This window comes from Acutalibacter sp. LFL-21 (assembly GCF_025630755.1).
Lineage (GTDB): Bacteria > Bacillota > Clostridia > Oscillospirales > Acutalibacteraceae > Acutalibacter > Acutalibacter stercoravium.
In genome coordinates this window covers 54466-70642 of record NZ_JAOTNT010000004.1, presented here as the reverse complement: position 1 = coordinate 70642, position 16177 = coordinate 54466, and the positions used below count along the sequence as shown (strand labels likewise).

Sequence of the window (16177 nt, the reverse complement as noted above, 5' to 3'; positions counted from 1 at the left end):
CTTCCTCCTGGAGTAAGTGGGCAAGCAACAGCCTGTTGCTTGCCCTGGCAGAGGCTTTCCTGTATACTTGTCCGTGAGGTGAATGTAAATGGAAGCCAAAGAGGTTCTATTGGCCCTGCGGACAAAGCGGGGCTTTTCCCAAGAGGAGCTGGCCGAAAGGCTCTTTGTCACCCGCCAGGCGGTGTCTCGATGGGAGATGGGGGAGACCCTTCCCGGGCCGGAAATCCTCCAGCGCCTTTCCGCCCTGTATGACGTTTCCATCAATACGCTTTTGGGCTCGCCCAGAAGGCTTGTCTGCCAATGCTGCGGTATGCCCTTGGAGGACGACGGCGTTCTCAGCCGGGAGCCAGACGGCTCCTTTAATGAGGACTACTGCAAGTGGTGCTATACCGGGGGAAAGTTCGTTTACTCCAGCCTGGAGGAGCTCATAGAGTTCTTGGCAGGTACCATGGCCACTGCGGAGCGGCCTCCCGAACAGGTGCGGGCCTATTTGCGGGCCCGGCTTCCAGGGCTGGGGCATTGGAAGGGAAAATAGAGAAAAAAGGGCGGCGGAAAATTTTTCCGCCGCCCTTTTTATCGTGAACTGTGGAAGAGGCTGTACTCTTATCCCTTTCCGTCAAAAGCCATCAAATAGTAGGGGCCATCCTGGCTGTAGCCTTCTTGCTGGATTTTCCATCCATGGGAGAGGTAATATTTCAGTGCCGGGCGGTTTTCCGCCACGCACTTTAAGGCAAGGGGAAGAGGGAACTCTTGGGCGGCCCTTTCCAGCAGGGCGCTGCCCACGCCGGCCCGGCGGCAGCCCTTTGCCACAAACAGATTGTGGACAAAGCTGTCCGGCTCCCATACGGAGCAAAAGCCCGCTAGAACCCCATCAAGTTCAGCAACGAAAATCCGCTCGCCTTCTGTAGCGCGCTCAAAGTCTTGAAGGGAGAGGGTATCCCCATCCACCCAGGGGAACTCCTCCCGCTGGATCTGGTAAAATAGCGCTGCCAGGGCCTCTTGGTCCGCCTTGCGGTATTGCCGGATTATGAGCCCCTGGGGCCGTCCCAGGACACTGGGCTCACTCCCTGCCATCCCAGCAATAGGTGCACAGCTTGCACTTGTCAATGCCCACAGACTCAATCATGTCGTCCAGCCGGTGGTAGCGCAGGGAGGTGAAGTTCAGCTTTTTGCCGATGTATTCCAGCATGGCGCTGTACTCGCCGCTCTCCGGGTCGGCGTACCGCGCCAGGTTGGCGGGCTCTTCGGTGCCCTCCATTTCCTTGATGACCCGCCGGGTGATCAGGTCCATTACTGAGGTGGACCGGGAGAAGTTCAGGTACTTACACCCGTAAAGCAGGGGAGGGCAGGCAGGCCGCACATGGACCTCCCGGGCGCCGCTCTGGTACAAAAACTCGGTGGTCTCCCGCAGCTGGGTGCCCCGGACAATGGAGTCGTCGATCAAAAGCAGGCTCCGGTCCTGGATCAGCTCGTGAACGGGGATCAGCTTCATTTTTGCAATCAGGTTCCGCTGGCTCTGCATCGTGGGCATGAACGACCTGGGCCAGGTGGGCGTATACTTGATAAAGGGCCGGGAGAAAGGAATGCCGCTCTCGTTGGCGTAGCCGATGGCGTGGGCTGTGCCAGAGTCGGGCACGCCGGCCACCGTGTCGGGATGGGCGTCGTCCCGGCGGGCCAGCATGGCGCCGCAGCGGTAGCGCATCTCCTCTACGCTGACGCCTTCATAGGAGGAGGAGGGGTAGCCGTAATACACCCACAGGAAGGTGCAGATGCGCATTTCCTCCCCAGGCTTCACCAGGGTCTGCACGCCCTCCGGCGTGACAATGGCAATCTCCCCAGGGCCCAGCTCCCGCTCCGAGGTGTAGCCCAAGTTCAAATAGGCAAAGCTCTCAAAGGAGACGCAGTAAGCGCCCTCTTTGCGGCCGATGGCCACCGGGGTGCGGCCCAGCTTGTCCCGTGCGGCCAAGATGCCCTTGGGGGTCATGATGAGCATGGTCATCGAGCCGTCGATCACTTCCTGGGCGTACTGGATGCCCTCGATGAGATTGGGCTTCTGGTTGATGACTGAGGCCACCAGTTCGGTGGCGTTCACATCGCCCCCGCTCATCTCCAGAAAGTGGGAGTGGCCGTTCTTAAAGAGCTGTTCCACAATCTCGTTGGTGTTGTTGATCTTGCCCACCGTGACAATGGCATAGGTGCCGTGGTGAGAGCGCACAATCAGGGGCTGGGGCTCATAATCCGAGATGCAGCCAATTCCCAGCCCACCCTTCATGCTGGCCACGTCCTTGTCAAACTTGGTCCGGAAGGGGGAATTTTCAATATTGTGGATGGCCCGGTCAAAGCCCTTTTCCCGGTCATACACAGCCATGCCCGCCCGGCGGGTGCCCAGGTGAGAGTGATAGTCTGTCCCGAAGAACAGGTCGAACATGCAGTCCTCTTTCGAGGCTACTCCAAAAAATCCGCCCATATGATTCCTCCATAAGACTCTGAAAAATAGTTGCCGAATTTGCCGTAACAGGAAGTATTATAGCACATTTCCCTGCAAACTACAAACCTCTTTCCCGGCTGTCCCACAGCTTGAGAAGGTTGCACAGAAAAGCGCACCGGATGGGAACGGCCTCATACAAAACGTAAAATATGAAGGAAACCGAAAATCATCTTGCATTTTTTAGCGAGATAGGGTACAATATGAAAAGTTTGCTGGGCGAAAATGAACAGCCCAAGGGCTTTGCCATTCAAATTTTACATAAAATGGGAGATGTTGTGATGAAGCTGGCGGCAAAAACCACAGAAGAGCTGCGGCAGCTCCACCAGGAAGCCGTGGAGCAGTACGAGGACTTTAAGAGCTTGCATTTGCAGCTGAATATGGCCCGGGGAAAACCTTGCGCCGAACAGCTGGATCTGGCGCTGGGCGTTTTAGAGGCCCTGCACGCCCGCAGCGAGTTTGCCAACTCCAACGGCGATGACTGCCGGAACTACGGTGTGTGGAACGGTTTGCCGGAGATGCGCGCCATCTTCAGCAAGATGATAGACGTCCCCGCGGACCAGATCATCTTGGGAAACAACTCCAGCCTGCAGATGATGTTCGACTGCATCTCTCAGGGCTTTACCCACGGCTACAGCGGCTGTACCCCTTGGGCCCGCCAGGAAAAGGTCAAATTCCTGTGTCCCGCCCCCGGTTATGACCGCCATTTCGCGGTGACGGAGTATTTCGGCTTTGAGATGATCCCTGTCCCCATGCTGAAGACCGGCCCGGATATGGACCTGATCGAGCGGCTGGTGGCAGAGGATGACACCATCAAGGGCTGTTGGTGCGTGCCCAAGTACTCCAACCCCACGGGCATCACCTATTCCGACGAGACTGTTCGGCGGTTCGCAGCCCTGAAGCCCGCCGCCAAGGACTTCCGCATCATGTGGGACAACGCCTACTGCGTCCACGACCTGACCGACACGCCGGACACATTGTTGGACCTGTATGCAGAGTGCCTGAAGCAGGGCACCGAGGACAACGTGCTGTTCTTCGCCTCCACCTCCAAGATTTCCTTCCCCGGAGCGGGCGTGGCGGCCTTGGCCGCCAGTAAGCGGAATATCGAAGATCTGAAGCGCCGCATTACCACCCAGACCATCGGCCCGGATAAGCTGAACCAGCTGCGGCACATCCTGTTCCTCCACGACATCAACGGCGTTCACGCCTTGATGCAAGGCCACCGGAAGATTCTGGAGCCCAAGTTCCAGATCGTGGAGGAGTCCCTGGAACGGGAGCTGGGCGACCTGGGCATCGCCAAGTGGAGCAAGCCCAACGGCGGCTACTTTGTCAACCTGGACGTGATGAACGGCTGTGCCAAGCGGGTGGTCTCCCTGTGCAAGGAGGCGGGCGTGGTGCTCACCGACGCGGGCGCCACCTTCCCCTATGGGGCGGACCCCAACGACAGCAACATCCGGGTGGCTCCCACCTTCCCGCCCCAGGAGGAGCTGCGGCAGGCCATGCACCTGCTGTGCATCTGCGTCCGCCTGGCCGCCACGGAAAAGCTGCTGGACGAGCGGCAATGACAACATAAAAACGGCTGAGAGCTGTCCCTGCAAAGGGGCGGCTCTTTTTTATGTTCCCCCCTTGACAAGGGGAGAAATATCGTGTAATATGAAGTTAGCTTCACGTGAAGTAAACTTCACAACCGAGAGGAGGCGCGGGATGCTCACAAAAGTGAAAGAGCTGCGGGCCCAGCACGGGCTGACCCAGCAGCAGTTGGCGGACCTGGTCCATGTTTCCTCCCGCACCATCATCTCTATTGAGAAGGGGCAGTATAGCCCTTCCTTGATGCTCAGCTACCGCATGGCCAAGGTGTTCGGCGTCACCGTGGAGGAGCTGTGCTGCCTGGAGGAGAATTTGAAAAGGGAGGATGAAACCCGTGAGAATCTATCATAGAAGAATTTCTGGGCGGGCCTGGGCATGGCCGCCCTGGGTATTCTAAACCTGGCCCTGTCCTTGTGGCGGCGGGACTTCGGCCTTTCCACCGGCATTCTGGTGGGGGCGCTGCTTCTGCTGGGGGTCAGCTCCCTGCTGCGCAGCCTGTCTCCCAAATTCTCACGGGAAGACAAGATCGAGGAGCGGGATGAGCGCAATATCCTGGTGAATTGGAAAACCCGTACTTCCGCCTTCCGCTGGAGGCGCCTTGTGTCCTTTGGTCTGATGGCGCTACTGCTGGTGGCTGGGGCCGTCACCGGGGAGAAGCTGCTTCTGGCCATCGCGGTGGGGCTGGCCTTTTCCCTCACCATTTCCTTTTTCGCGGAGTTTTTCTCCGCCCTGTACCACGAGTCGAATAATTGAGAGGGGATTGCCGTGAAACGTGTAAAAAGTGTTGGAAGTTTTCTTTTGGCCTGCACGATGGGGATTGTCTGCCTGATTTGTCTGGTTGCTTGCATTTTGTCTCGTGTGGATTATGAACTGTTGGCGGTGGGCTTTATCACTGGAGTGTGGGCCGTCACTGATTTTTACGACGCCTTCCACCGTAAGCCCATTGAAGAGAGGGTGGCTGGCCAAGGCGATGAGCGGGACGTGTACCTGGCTATGAAGTCCAGTAGGGCAGCTATGGGAATTTTCAATAAGGTTTTGTTTTTGACGTCGGTTCTCAGCCTCTGGCTCTATGTGAAATTTGACGTAGCCTTTCTGTTGCCTGTAGGGGTCACACTGGCAGGAGCCGTGCTGTTCCTCTTCTTGCTGTTGTTGTGCGTCAATCTTTATTATGAAAAACGGGGATGATCCGAAGGGGGAGATGCAGCATGAAAGTGAAAAATAAACGGGCCATCGCGTTGGCCTTTTTGGCGTTGGTCTTGGCAGGCTTCAGCCTGTTTGTCTACATCGCCCAGGGGAGAGTACGGTTCCTGTTTTCAGCCATCCTGGCGTTAGTGTGGTTTTTGGCGCTGCTGTACCAGGGGTTCCACACCAAAAGCTGGGCGGAAGAAGCTGCCGCCTCCGCCGATGAAAGGGACGTTTACCTGGCTATGAAAAGCTGCCAAGCTGTGCTGCGGGTGTTCAACCTGCTGCTGTACGCGGGGTGCGTCCTTTCGGTGTTTGTGTATGCGGTGGGTAAACGCCCCGAAGCCCTTGCGGTGGCTGTCACACTGTGCGGAGCGGCTGTGGTGCTGTTGATCCTCAGCCTTGCCGCCAGCAGGTATTACGAAAAACGCGGATGATTGAAAAGGGGACTGCTGGCCAGGCAGGCGGAATTCCCCGTTTTTAGAAAGAATTGTCATTCATAAGTCCTCCTTTGAGAGTCACACTAGCTAATGCAAACGCGAGAAAAATTCTTTTGAAGGAGAACGGAGTTATGAAAAGCAATTCTACTATGGTTCCCGAAGCGAAGGAAGCGATGGAGCGTTTCAAGCAGCAGTCCGCCTCTGAGGTGGGCGTCAGCCTGAAGCAGGGTTATAACGGCGACCTGACCTCCCGCCAGGCCGGCTCCATCGGCGGCCAGATGGTCAAGAAGATGATCGAGAGCTACGAGAAGGGCATGAAGTAAATCAGCTTCCCGCCCGCCAGCGCCCTGCCGGGGTCCCGGCAGGGCGCTGGCTTTACTTATTCATAGTCTTCAAGGATAGATTTTACCTCTGTTAGGCTTTGGGCCGTCAGCCCCTTGCGCAGCAGGGCGATGTCCTCTTCCGGCAGCAGGTACACATCCACGTCCGCTGTGAGAAATGGCTTGGTGTCTCCCAATTGGAAAACCCCGATCTTTCCTTCATACAGGGCCACCCGGTAGGGCCCATCCGGCTCTGGCTGGGCCGCCGCCGGGCTTTCTTGACTTGCGGCAGGCTTTGGAGTATAATAGCTCATATCGTTTTGGGTTGTGCCTGCCTGTGCGGGCACGGCCGCCTCCTGCCGGAGGGAGAAGGCGGCGCAGGCCGTCACCAGGGCTCCCGCGGCGACCAGCAGTAGCAGCAGGGTGGGCTTTTTGTAGTCTTTCTGCTTTTTGTCATCCAAAGAATATCACCTCGGCAGAAGTATGGGATGTTTTTCCCTGATTATGCCAAACCGTAGGCGTTTTTGCGCCGCAAGGAGGAAACCGTGTTAGATAAAAAGGATTTGAATAAGTACAATACCACTTCTTCAGGCATTCCCTCCCAGCGCACCGAGGGAGAGCTTGCCCAGACAGCCGGAGCCACTGCCAAAACCATGGGTGGCATGGTGTGGAAGGCCGTTAAGACCATCCTGTGCGTCCTGTTCATCACAGGCGTGCTGGTGTTCCTCTCTGTGGCGGCGTTTCTGCTCAGCTTCCGGGATATTGAAGCCCCGGATTTGAACTCTATCTCCCTAAACTATTCCAGCTTTGTCTATGTGGATGACGAAGAGGGGAACTCCACGGAATATATGACCATCCACGCCGACGAAAACCGGGTGTGGGCTTCTCTGAACGACATACCCGCCTATATGAAAACCGCCCAGGTGGCCATTGAGGACCACCGCTTTTGCGAACACAGCGGCGTGGACTGGCGCACCACCCTCAACGCCGTCCGCAAGCTCTTCTCCGGCGGCAGCGGCGGCGGCTCTACCCTGACGCAGCAGTTGATTAAAAACATCACGGATGAGAATGATTACTCCATCCTCCGAAAGGTGCGGGAGATCTTTACCGCCCTGAACATGGAAAAGAAGTACTCTAAGCAGCAGATCTTGGAGGCCTACCTCAACGTGGTCAACTATGGCGGTCAATGCCAGGGCGTTGAGGCCGCCGCTCAAACCTATTTCGGGAAAAGCATAGGGGAGTGCTCTTTGGCGGAGTGCGCTCTGATTGCGGGCATTACCCAGAACCCTTCCCAGTACTATCCGCTGGTATTCCCAGAAGAGTCAAAGACCCGCGCCCAGACAGTTCTGGACCGTATGTGGGAGCTTTCCGACGGCATTGACAACGGGGACAACCAGGAACTGGTGATCAGCTCTGAGATGGAGGGCCAGCTGGCTCCCATCACAGAGGAGGAGTACAACCAGGCCACCGCAGAACTGGCCGCCATGACCTTTGATGGCAACCAGTCCCAGGAGACGGAAAGCGTGGAAGAACAGCAGGACGTCAACGACTGGAACTGGTATATCGACACCATGTTCGAGGATATCGTCGCGGACCTGATGGACACATACGGCTATTCCTACGACATCGCCGTGGATATGATCTACAACTCCGGCCTGGAGATCCACTCCGCCATGGACCCCCAGATCCAGACGGACCTGGAGAACATGTTCGTCAGCGGGGAGAATATGCCCGCGGACCCGGATATCCAGACGGGCCTGTTTGTTATGGACCCCTACACCGGCCGGGTCATCGCGGTGGTGGGCAGCCGTGACGAACGAGAGGGCGTGCGCCTGTACAACAATGCCACCGACGCCACCCGGCAGCCCGGCTCTTCCTTCAAAGCTCTGAGCGTCTATTCTTTGGGCATCGAGACCGGGGAGATCACCTATGGCTCCGTGCTCAACGATATCCCTGTGCCGGGCTATTTTGGAGAGGGCTCCACCCAGGAAGGCCCCCAGAACGTGTCCCGCCAGTACACCGGCGCCATGAACGTGGACGAGGCCATCGAGGTCTCTCAGAACGCCCCGGCGGCCTGGCTGGCTCAGACCCTCACTCCGGAATCCTGCTATGAGTGGCTGACTCAGAAACTCCATTTCACCACCCTTACAGAGGAGGACTCCCACAGCTTGTCCGCTATGGCTTTGGGCGGCATGTCCTACGGCGTCACGGTTCGTGAGATGACGGCGGCTTTCTGCGTCTTTGCCAATGGCGGCTATTATTACGAGCCCTACACCTACACCTATGTGAAGGACCACGACGGCAACGTCATCCTGGACAACCGGGATAACACCGGCGAGCAGGTTATGTCCACGGAGAACGCCACGGTGATGAACAAGCTGCTCCACCGGCCTGTAGAAGGGTATAATGGTACGGCGGCCAATATCATGTATGACATTGGCGTGGACATGTTCGCCAAGACCGGTACCACGGATAACGCCTATGACTTAACCTTTATGGGCGGCACCAACTTCTGTGTGGCAGGCATCTGGAACGGCTATGAGATTGGCCAGGAATTGTGGGACTCCAACACATGTAAGGTCACTTGGAAAGCGGTCATCCAATACCTGAACAACAACTACGACTGGTCCGATAAGAGCTGGGTCCTCAGCGACAACGTGACCCAGTACACCTTCTGCCGCAGCAGCGGCAAGATCGCCGGGCCCAGTTGCTACGACACCGCTGTGGGCTGGTACGATGTGAACAACCTGCCCGGCACCTGCAACGGCGGCAGCGACCATATCGCGGGCCCCGCGGCTTCCATCTCTCCCTCTCCCAGCGTAGAACCCTCTGCGGAGCCTTCCACAGAGCCTAGCGCCAATCCCTCGCAGGAACCTTCTGTCTCGCCCGGGCCCAGCACAGAGCCCACTCCTGGCGCTACAGAAGATCCCTCCTCTGGGGTGGAAAGCCCCACGCCTCCTGCGGTGGAAACGCCCACACCCGCGCCGTCCGAACCCACGCCAGAGCCCCCTCCGGGACCTGATGAAAGCACGCCTACACCGGAGCCGCCTTCCTCTTCCTCTGAAGGAGATGGCGGTGTGACAGACGGCACCAACACCGGAACGGGCGGTGGGACTGCCAGCGGGTGAGGAGCAGCACTGGATAAATATGCAAAAACTGCCGTGAGAATTTTTCTCGTTTCGGCAGTTTTTGTTGTATGCAGGGGTTGATTTTTCCGCTTCTATGTGGTAAACTGTTCGCTGTGACAATACAAACGTATTTTGTAGGTGAACAATGAAAAGCGATTCTTACCTTGTTGTAGACGAAAACGCCTTGCCAGAGGTGTATCAAAAGGTGGTAAAGGCGAACGCCCTCCTAGAGAGCGGCGAGGCCTCCACCACCTCAGAGGCGGTGCGCATGGCGGGAATTTCCCGCAGTGTGTATTATAAATACCGGGACGCTGTGTTCCCTTACACGCAGAAGGCCTCCTCCGGCATATTAACCGTTCAGGTGAACCTGACGGACCGGCCGGGGGTGTTGGTCAGCCTTCTTACGGTCTTTTACCAGGCGGGCGCCAACATCCTCACGGTGAATCAAAACATCCCCGTAAAGGGGAGGGCGTTTGTCTCTGTGTCTGCCCGCATTGATAAGATGGAGCCCACTCCGGGGGAGCTGATCGAAAGCCTGAAGCGGGTGGAAGGCGTCATCAAGATCGACAGCATTGTGGACTAAATAGAAAAACGAACTGCCGAGGGATCCTGCCGGCAGGGAAAGGGATGGTACATATATGGCGGACATCGCAGTGATGGGCCACGGCGTGGTGGGCTCCGGCGTGATGGAGGTGCTCCTCTCCCACAGGGAGAGCATCAAAAAGCGTGCCAAAGAGGAGGTTCGCGTCAAGCATATCCTAGACCTGCGGGAATTTCCCGAACTGCCTTATGCAGACCGTTTCACCAAGGATTTCAGCGTCATTTTAAACGACCCCGAGGTCAAAATCGTGGTGGAGGTCATGGGTGGCCTCGAACCCGCTTTCTCCTACACCAAAGCCTGCTTGGAGCACGGCAAGAGCGTGGTCACCTCCAACAAAGAGCTGGTGGCCCAGAAAGGCGCGGAGCTCTTGACACTGGCCCAGAAAAACAACTTGAACTTCCTCTTTGAGGCCAGCGTGGGAGGGGGCATCCCCATCATCCGCCCCATCAGCCAGTGCCTGGCCGCCAACGAGATGACAGAGATTGCCGGCATTTTAAACGGCACCACCAATTTTATCCTCACTAAAATGATCCGTGAGCACATGGCCTTTGCAGACGCGCTGAAGCTGGCCCAGCAGCTGGGCTACGCCGAGCGGGACCCCTCTGCCGATGTGGAGGGTGTCGATGCCTGCCGGAAAATCTGCATCCTGGCCTCTCTGGCCTATGGCACCCATGTGTACCCCGACGGGGTCCATACCGAGGGCATTACGGCCATTACGAAGGAGGATGTGGGCTATGCGGATGCCTGGGGCGGAGTCATCAAGCTCATTGGAGAGGTGAAGAAGCTGGAAAACGGCCGCATCCATATCCAGGTGGCCCCCATGTTTATTTCCCGGGAAAGCCAGCTGGCCAATGTGGATGATGTGTTCAACGGCATCCTGGTCCGGGGCGACGCCACCGGCGATGTGGTGTTCTACGGCAAGGGGGCGGGCAAGCTGCCCACCGCCAGCGCTGTGGTGGCCGATGTCATCGACTGTGTGCGCCACTTAAAATCCGACCGGAAAATCCTCTTCTGGGAGGACGCCAAGCCCGATTACGTCCAGCCCTGGGAGGACACCCCCCAGGACCTGTTCCTCCGGGTGGGTGGGGAGGGGGATGCGGACTCCCTCTTCGACAAGGCCCAGCAGGTGTTCCCCAGCGCCGTGCGCCTCATCCGCAAAGACGAGCTTCCCGGGGAGGCGGGTTTCACAGTGGAGCAGCTGTCCCAGCGGCAGCTGGAGGAGCGGCTTCCCGCATTGGAGGAACGGGGGCTGCGTTTGGAGAACCGCATCACCATCGCGGATTTTTGAGAGGGGAGAGGATAGCAGATGATTCGCATTGACGTGCCGGCCACCAGCGCCAACTTGGGCTCTGGGTTTGACTCTCTGGGCATTGCGCTGACCATGCAGAACCGGGTGTGGATGGAGGAGTCCGACACTTTGGAGATTCGCTGTACAGATGGGGTGCAGGTTCCTACAGATGAGAGCAACCTGATCTTCTGGGCAGCCAGCCATTTGTATGAGATCTGCGGCAAAAAGCTGCCGGGCCTGAAGATCATCCAGGAGAACAACATCCCCATGGCCCGGGGCCTGGGCAGCAGCTCCGCCTGTATTGTGGCGGGCATTTTGGGGGCCAACCGCTTTATGGGAAATCCCTTGTCCCACTCGGATTTGATCAACCTGGCGGCCCAAATTGAAGGCCATCCGGACAATACCAGCCCGGCCCTTTCCGGGGGGCTGGTGGCCTCCGCCATGGAGGGTAAGCGGGTGTACAGCGTCAGCGTGCCCGTCTCGGAGAAGATCCGCTTTGCCGTGATGATCCCCCCCTTCGAGCTGAAGACCGAGGAGGCCCGGGCCGCTCTGCCCAAGACCTACTCCCGGGAGGACGCGGTGTATAACTTGTCCCGCTCCGGCCTGATGACCGCCTCGCTGTTCTCTGGCAAGCTGGAGAACCTGCGGGTGGCGGTGCAGGACCGCATCCACCAGCCCTACCGCTCCGGCCTTATCGGCCACTATGACGACGTATTCCGCATGAGCTATGAGCTGGGCTCCTTGGGCACCTATGTCAGCGGCGCCGGGCCCACCATCATCGCTATGATTGACGCGGACAACGCCCAGGCCTTTGGCCGCAACTGTGTCACCCATTTGGAGGACAAGGGCATCACCGGCTGGCGGGTGGAGATCCTCTCCGCCGCACCCCAGGGTGCCCAGATCGTGATAGAGTAGGTTCCCCCTGGCGGCCTTGCCGCATACAATAGCCTGGGACATCCCTGTGTGGGAATGCTTTTTTGAGAGATGACCCGCCCTTTGCTTGGGGCGGGAGGAAGGGAAGAATGTGTAATGGCATTGATTGTACAGAAGTTCGGCGGCAGCTCCGTAAAGGATGCCGAACGCCTTAACAATGTGGCGGATATCGTCACCTCTACCTACAAGGAGGGCAATGATGTGGTAGTGGTGGTCTCTGCCCAAGGAGACACCACGGATGACTTGATCGCCAAGGCCGCCGAAATCAACGACAGGCCCTCGAAACGGGAGATGGATATGCTGCTCTCCTCTGGAGAACAGATTTCCGCCGCGTTGCTGGCTATGGCCATCGAGCGCATGGGATATCCGGTGGTTTCCCTGCTGGGCTGGCAGGCTGGCTTCGATACCTCCTCCGACTACGGAAACGCCCGCATCAAACGGGTGGACCCCTCCCGCATCAAGCAGGAGCTGGATAAGCGCCGCATCGTGGTGGTTACGGGCTTCCAGGGCGTAAACCGCTATGGCGACATGACCACCCTGGGCCGGGGTGGTTCGGATACCAGCGCGGTGGCGATTGCCGCCACCATGCACGCCGACCTGTGCCAGATCTTTACGGATGTGGACGGGGTGTACACCGCCGATCCCCGGAAGATCCCCGGGGCCATCAAGCTGTCCAGCATTTCCTATGATGAAATGCTGGAGCTGGCCACCCTGGGCGCCCAGGTGCTGCACAACCGCTCGGTGGAAATGGCCAAGAAGTATAACATTGAATTGGAAGTCCTTTCCAGCCTGACCCGGCGGAAGGGGACCATTGTGAAGGAGGAAAGCAACGTGGAAAAAATGCTCATCAGCGGGGTGGCGAAAGACGACAACATTGCCCGCATCTCCATCATCGGGGTGCCGGATAAGCCGGGCCTGGCCTTCCGCATCTTCTCCCGTCTGGCCGCCAAGGGCATCAATGTGGATATTATTCTCCAGTCCATTGGCCGCAACGGAACAAAGGATATCAGCTTTACAGTGGATAAAAATAAAATGGATGACGCCATTGCCCTGCTGCAGGCCCATGCGGAAAATTGGGGCGCCTCTAACATTGTCTCGGATGACAATGTGACCAAGGTTTCCATCGTTGGCGCGGGCATGGAGTCCCATCCCGGCGTGGCTGCGGAAATGTTTGAGGCTTTGTTCTCCCGCAGCGTGAATATCCAGATGATCTCCACCAGCGAGATCAAAATTTCCGTCCTGCTGAATAAGGCAGACGGGGATCGCGCTGTGGAAGCCATTCACGAAAAATTCTTTGAAAATGCCTAAAGCAGCGGCCTGAAAGGGCTTCCAGGAATAGAAAACAAACCCAGGTGTAATCATCCCCAGAGCAGCGCAAGCTACCTCTCGGGGGTGATTTTTTTGTTTCCGTATTTTTGGGGAGACGGCCAGGCCAACGGCATCTCCGGCCTGACCTACAGCCTTTTGGCTCATCGGGATCGAGAGCAGGAGCTTCCAGAAGAAGTGCGCGCTGCCATTGAGGAACACAAAGATGAGATCCACAGCGAAGAGGACATGCGCCGCATGGCGGAAGACTTGATGCTCCGCCGCTAACAGGAAAGGCCCCAGGGGTTTTCCCCGGGGCCTTTTTCCTGTTCTGCCTCCTTAAAAAGCCGGATAGCGGCTCTTATAAAAACCGAAAGAGATTCAATCCGGTCTCCTCATCAAAGGCCCGCTCCACCTGGCCAGCCATGGGCAGTACCACCATTTCGCAGGTGGCGCTGACGAAGGCCTCGTTCAAGTGGCCTCCAAAAACATGGCCTTGCTCATCCCCCGCGCTCATGTGCAGGTGGCAGTAGGGCTTGCCCTCCTTGGTGGTCAAGGTTCCCGTCAGGGAGACAATCTCGAAGCAGCCCTCAAAGGTGTGTCCCTCAAACTGCTTTTTCTGCGTGTCAAATACACCGGCGGTAAAACGGTTGACTGCGCCCAGGGCCTGTACGCTGGCCAAGGCGATATGTTCCCGTTTCGCCAGCTCCAGCACCTGCGCCACGATCTCCTCGCCCTTGTCGATGCGCACTACAAAGGCGTCTCCAAATTTTCTATACTCCATAGGATGCCTCCTGTTTCCAAGCGGCCCTCCCCCTATAGGGAGAGGAGCCGTGCTGTCTCTGTCTGTTGGGTGCTGCGCTTTTTACCAAAGGGGTTGCCCCACGGCATCTTTCCCGGCAAAGGGCCCGGGCAGGGGATGGGCGCCCCGATGGTCCCCAAAGTAATCTTGGTCAAAGGTAATGGGGGTGCCGTCCGGGTTCTCAAAGTACTCCTCAGGCTCAAAGGCTTTCCCCAGCACCTGGGTGTCGATCCGGCGGCCAGTAAAGCCCTCTAAAAGCTCGTACACGTTGGTGGAGAGCACGGGCCTGCCGTTTTCCAGCTCCACTTCCACCTGCACGGGCTGTTCGCCGTTGACCAGGCCGCTAATCTCGTTTTTGCAGGCTTTGGCGCCGCCTAAATAGGCGTTGCCCTCCACCCAAACTGGCAGGCGGCCTTCGTGGGCAGGGGCCAGCTTGGCCATGTCCGGAGTATCCGTGTCCATGTCGAACTGGGCAATCCACTCCTCATAGGTGGGATATTCGTCCATCACATGGGTGCCCACTTCCCGGTTCTCCTCATCCTGGCCATCGTCGCTGTCGTGGATCACTGTAAAGGGGGCGGCGGGCCACTTCTGCACGAAAATGTTGTTGTAGAATCGGTCGTCCCCGTGAAGGATGGTCATAAAGCCCATCACCTCTGTCCGGTGGGGGATGTGGTAGGGGGTGTACCGGGGGCCGGTGCCGCCGCCCACGCAGGTCAGGGCGCCGCAGATCAAGTTGTGGACCATGGCCACCCCTTCTGTGGCCATCCGCAAGGAGGCCTCCGAGAGGAGGATGTTGTTGTCGATGAGGGTGGGGCCGTGGCCCACCTCCACAAAGATATCCTGGCTCATCATGCCGCCCTTGAGCTGCTTGGCAAAGGCGGGCCGCTGGTTGTCGTGGAACAGGTTCTGAGTGATGCGGGTACCCTGGGCCTCCCAGTCGCACCAAATGCCCATGGTGCAGTGGTGGATGTAGTTGCGGCGGTATACCACGTCGATGGCGGCGTGCATCTTGATGCCGGCAATCTCCGCGCCCCCCAGCTCCATCATGTTGTTGATGTGGTGGATGTGGTTGTCCTCAATAAGGGAGAACACGCCTCCCATCCGGCCGATGATGCCTCCTTGCTCACAGTGATGGATGTTGCACCGCCGCACGATGTGGCTGCCAACCTTTTCCTTCAGCCAGCCGTGGTACTGTCCCCGGCACACGGCGTCCCGCTCCATCTGGGTGGGGCTTTTCACATGTTTGGTGGTGAAGTAGTGGTCGTTGTCCGGGTCGTAGTATTTGCCCAGGGAGATGCCCGCGCATTTGGAGTTGGAAATGTCGCAGTCCTCAATAATCCACCCCTTGGACCAGTGTGGGCCAATCATCCCATCCTGATAGGCGGCGGGCGGGGCCCAGGTGGTGGCCGCCTGGGTGACAGTAAACCCGCTGACGGTGATGTAGTTCACCCCGGTTTTAGAGGGCATAAAGCACTCCCGGCGCACGTTGATCTCCACGTTTTCCCGGTTGGGATCTGCCCCTTGGAAGTTGGCGTAGAGTACCGTCTCGTCCCCTTCCTGCTGGGCATACCACTTGTAGACAGAGGCTTCCGGCTCCCAAGAGCACTCATATACCTCCCCTTTCAGGCAGGCCTCCAGGCTGTCCGCTTCGTACAGGGCCTTCCCGTTTAAGTACACGCAGCCGGTGTGCTTAGAGCGCCTGGCGAAGTACCAGTCGCCATACACATAGGTGGTGTAGGGGTTGTAGCTTCCAAAAAGGCTGTTGGGTATCCGCGCCATCCACACGCTGCCCTCGTAGGGGAGCCAGGACTTAATCTCCTCCGCGCCGGTGATGACAGCCCCCAGGGGCTCTGTGCTCCGGTAGGTGATGGGGGCTTCTTCTGTGCCGGCGTTTACCGGGTCCACATATTCCCGGTAAATTCCGGGGGCCACCAGCACTTCATCGCCGGGCCGGGCGATCTTTGCGGCATCGTTGATGTGCTTGAAGGGCCGGGCTTGAGAGCCGTCCCCATCCCGCCAAGCCTTGGCGGAAACGTAAATTTTCATGGCAAACTCCTCCATATCGCAGCGATTTCCCTAAAATAGGGGATGAGCTTATGGTAT

At 57.9% G+C, this 16177-nt stretch carries 18 protein-coding genes; 13 read left to right on the top strand and 5 right to left on the bottom strand.

Going from position 1 to position 16177, the window contains the following annotated elements; genetic code table 11:
• Nucleotides 1-88 precede the first annotated feature (88 nt).
• Nucleotides 89-535 (top strand): zinc ribbon domain-containing protein, encoded by a 447-nt coding sequence (locus tag ODJ80_RS05935; RefSeq protein WP_263041330.1) that lies wholly within the window; start codon nucleotides 89-91, stop codon nucleotides 533-535.
• Nucleotides 536-603: 68 nt separating this feature from the next.
• Here the strand turns inward: ODJ80_RS05935 and ODJ80_RS05930 are convergent, their stop codons facing one another.
• Entirely contained in the window at nucleotides 604-1074 is a 471-nt protein-coding gene (locus ODJ80_RS05930) for a GNAT family N-acetyltransferase (RefSeq protein ID WP_263041329.1), read from the bottom strand.
• Complete coding sequence (locus ODJ80_RS05925) at nucleotides 1061-2467, bottom strand: amidophosphoribosyltransferase (protein WP_178862672.1); 1407 nt, start codon at nucleotides 2465-2467, stop codon at nucleotides 1061-1063. The genes ODJ80_RS05930 and ODJ80_RS05925 overlap by 14 nt, the downstream gene beginning before the upstream one ends.
• 221 nt (nucleotides 2468-2688) lie before the next feature.
• On the opposite strand from ODJ80_RS05925, the gene ODJ80_RS05920 reads away from it, so the two are divergent.
• The 6 genes from ODJ80_RS05920 to ODJ80_RS05895 all read left to right on the top strand — a co-directional run bounded on the left by ODJ80_RS05920 (nucleotide 2689) and on the right by ODJ80_RS05895 (nucleotide 6017).
• Complete coding sequence (locus ODJ80_RS05920; protein WP_442863899.1) at nucleotides 2689-4050, top strand: aminotransferase class I/II-fold pyridoxal phosphate-dependent enzyme; 1362 nt, start codon at nucleotides 2689-2691, stop codon at nucleotides 4048-4050.
• 139 nt (nucleotides 4051-4189) lie between these two features.
• Nucleotides 4190-4423 carry a helix-turn-helix transcriptional regulator gene (locus tag ODJ80_RS05915; protein ID WP_178862674.1) on the top strand — a complete coding sequence of 78 codons (234 nt, stop codon included), beginning with the start codon at nucleotides 4190-4192 and terminating at the stop codon, nucleotides 4421-4423.
• Between the two features lie 24 nt (nucleotides 4424-4447).
• A complete protein-coding gene (locus tag ODJ80_RS05910; RefSeq protein WP_263041328.1) occupies nucleotides 4448-4825 on the top strand; it encodes a hypothetical protein in 378 nt (125 codons plus the stop codon).
• 12 nt (nucleotides 4826-4837) lie between these two features.
• Nucleotides 4838-5257, top strand: a complete 420-nt coding sequence (locus ODJ80_RS05905; protein ID WP_263041327.1) for a hypothetical protein — start codon at nucleotides 4838-4840, stop codon at nucleotides 5255-5257.
• 20 nt (nucleotides 5258-5277) lie between these two features.
• Nucleotides 5278-5691 carry a hypothetical protein gene (locus ODJ80_RS05900; RefSeq protein WP_263041326.1) on the top strand — a complete coding sequence of 138 codons (414 nt, stop codon included), beginning with the start codon at nucleotides 5278-5280 and terminating at the stop codon, nucleotides 5689-5691.
• 134 nt (nucleotides 5692-5825) lie between these two features.
• A complete protein-coding gene (locus tag ODJ80_RS05895; RefSeq protein ID WP_178862679.1) occupies nucleotides 5826-6017 on the top strand; it encodes an alpha/beta-type small acid-soluble spore protein in 192 nt (63 codons plus the stop codon).
• Between the two features lie 56 nt (nucleotides 6018-6073).
• Here ODJ80_RS05895 and ODJ80_RS05890 read toward each other — a convergent pair whose 3' ends face one another.
• A complete protein-coding gene (locus ODJ80_RS05890; protein WP_263041325.1) occupies nucleotides 6074-6475 on the bottom strand; it encodes a hypothetical protein in 402 nt (133 codons plus the stop codon).
• 84 nt (nucleotides 6476-6559) lie between these two features.
• Here ODJ80_RS05890 and ODJ80_RS05885 point away from each other — a divergent pair, with 84 nt between their 5' ends.
• From ODJ80_RS05885 to ODJ80_RS05860, 6 genes are all read left to right on the top strand, one after another.
• Nucleotides 6560-9142, top strand: coding sequence for a transglycosylase domain-containing protein (locus tag ODJ80_RS05885; protein WP_263041324.1), 2583 nt, complete (start codon nucleotides 6560-6562; stop codon nucleotides 9140-9142).
• A gap of 145 nt (nucleotides 9143-9287) precedes the next feature.
• Nucleotides 9288-9725, top strand: a complete 438-nt coding sequence (locus tag ODJ80_RS05880) for an ACT domain-containing protein (protein ID WP_178862682.1) — start codon at nucleotides 9288-9290, stop codon at nucleotides 9723-9725.
• Between the two features lie 55 nt (nucleotides 9726-9780).
• The gene (locus ODJ80_RS05875; RefSeq protein ID WP_263041323.1) at nucleotides 9781-11031 is read left to right on the top strand and encodes a homoserine dehydrogenase; all 1251 of its coding nucleotides are present in this window, start codon (nucleotides 9781-9783) and stop codon (nucleotides 11029-11031) included.
• An 18-nt stretch (nucleotides 11032-11049) separates the two neighbouring features.
• Nucleotides 11050-11946, top strand: coding sequence for a homoserine kinase (gene thrB / locus ODJ80_RS05870; protein ID WP_263041322.1), 897 nt, complete (start codon nucleotides 11050-11052; stop codon nucleotides 11944-11946).
• 114 nt (nucleotides 11947-12060) lie between these two features.
• Nucleotides 12061-13272 (top strand): aspartate kinase, encoded by a 1212-nt coding sequence (locus ODJ80_RS05865; RefSeq protein WP_263041321.1) that lies wholly within the window; start codon nucleotides 12061-12063, stop codon nucleotides 13270-13272.
• A gap of 93 nt (nucleotides 13273-13365) precedes the next feature.
• Complete coding sequence (locus ODJ80_RS05860) at nucleotides 13366-13557, top strand: hypothetical protein (RefSeq protein WP_263041320.1); 192 nt, start codon at nucleotides 13366-13368, stop codon at nucleotides 13555-13557.
• 73 nt (nucleotides 13558-13630) lie between these two features.
• Here the strand turns inward: ODJ80_RS05860 and ODJ80_RS05855 are convergent, their stop codons facing one another.
• Together ODJ80_RS05855 and ODJ80_RS05850 are read right to left on the bottom strand one after the other, a co-directional pair.
• On the bottom strand, nucleotides 13631-14053 hold the full coding sequence (locus ODJ80_RS05855) for a PPC domain-containing DNA-binding protein (RefSeq protein ID WP_263041319.1): 423 nt from the start codon (nucleotides 14051-14053) through the stop codon (nucleotides 13631-13633).
• A gap of 81 nt (nucleotides 14054-14134) precedes the next feature.
• Nucleotides 14135-16120 carry a right-handed parallel beta-helix repeat-containing protein gene (locus ODJ80_RS05850; RefSeq protein WP_263041318.1) on the bottom strand — a complete coding sequence of 662 codons (1986 nt, stop codon included), beginning with the start codon at nucleotides 16118-16120 and terminating at the stop codon, nucleotides 14135-14137.
• Nucleotides 16121-16177 lie beyond the last annotated feature (57 nt).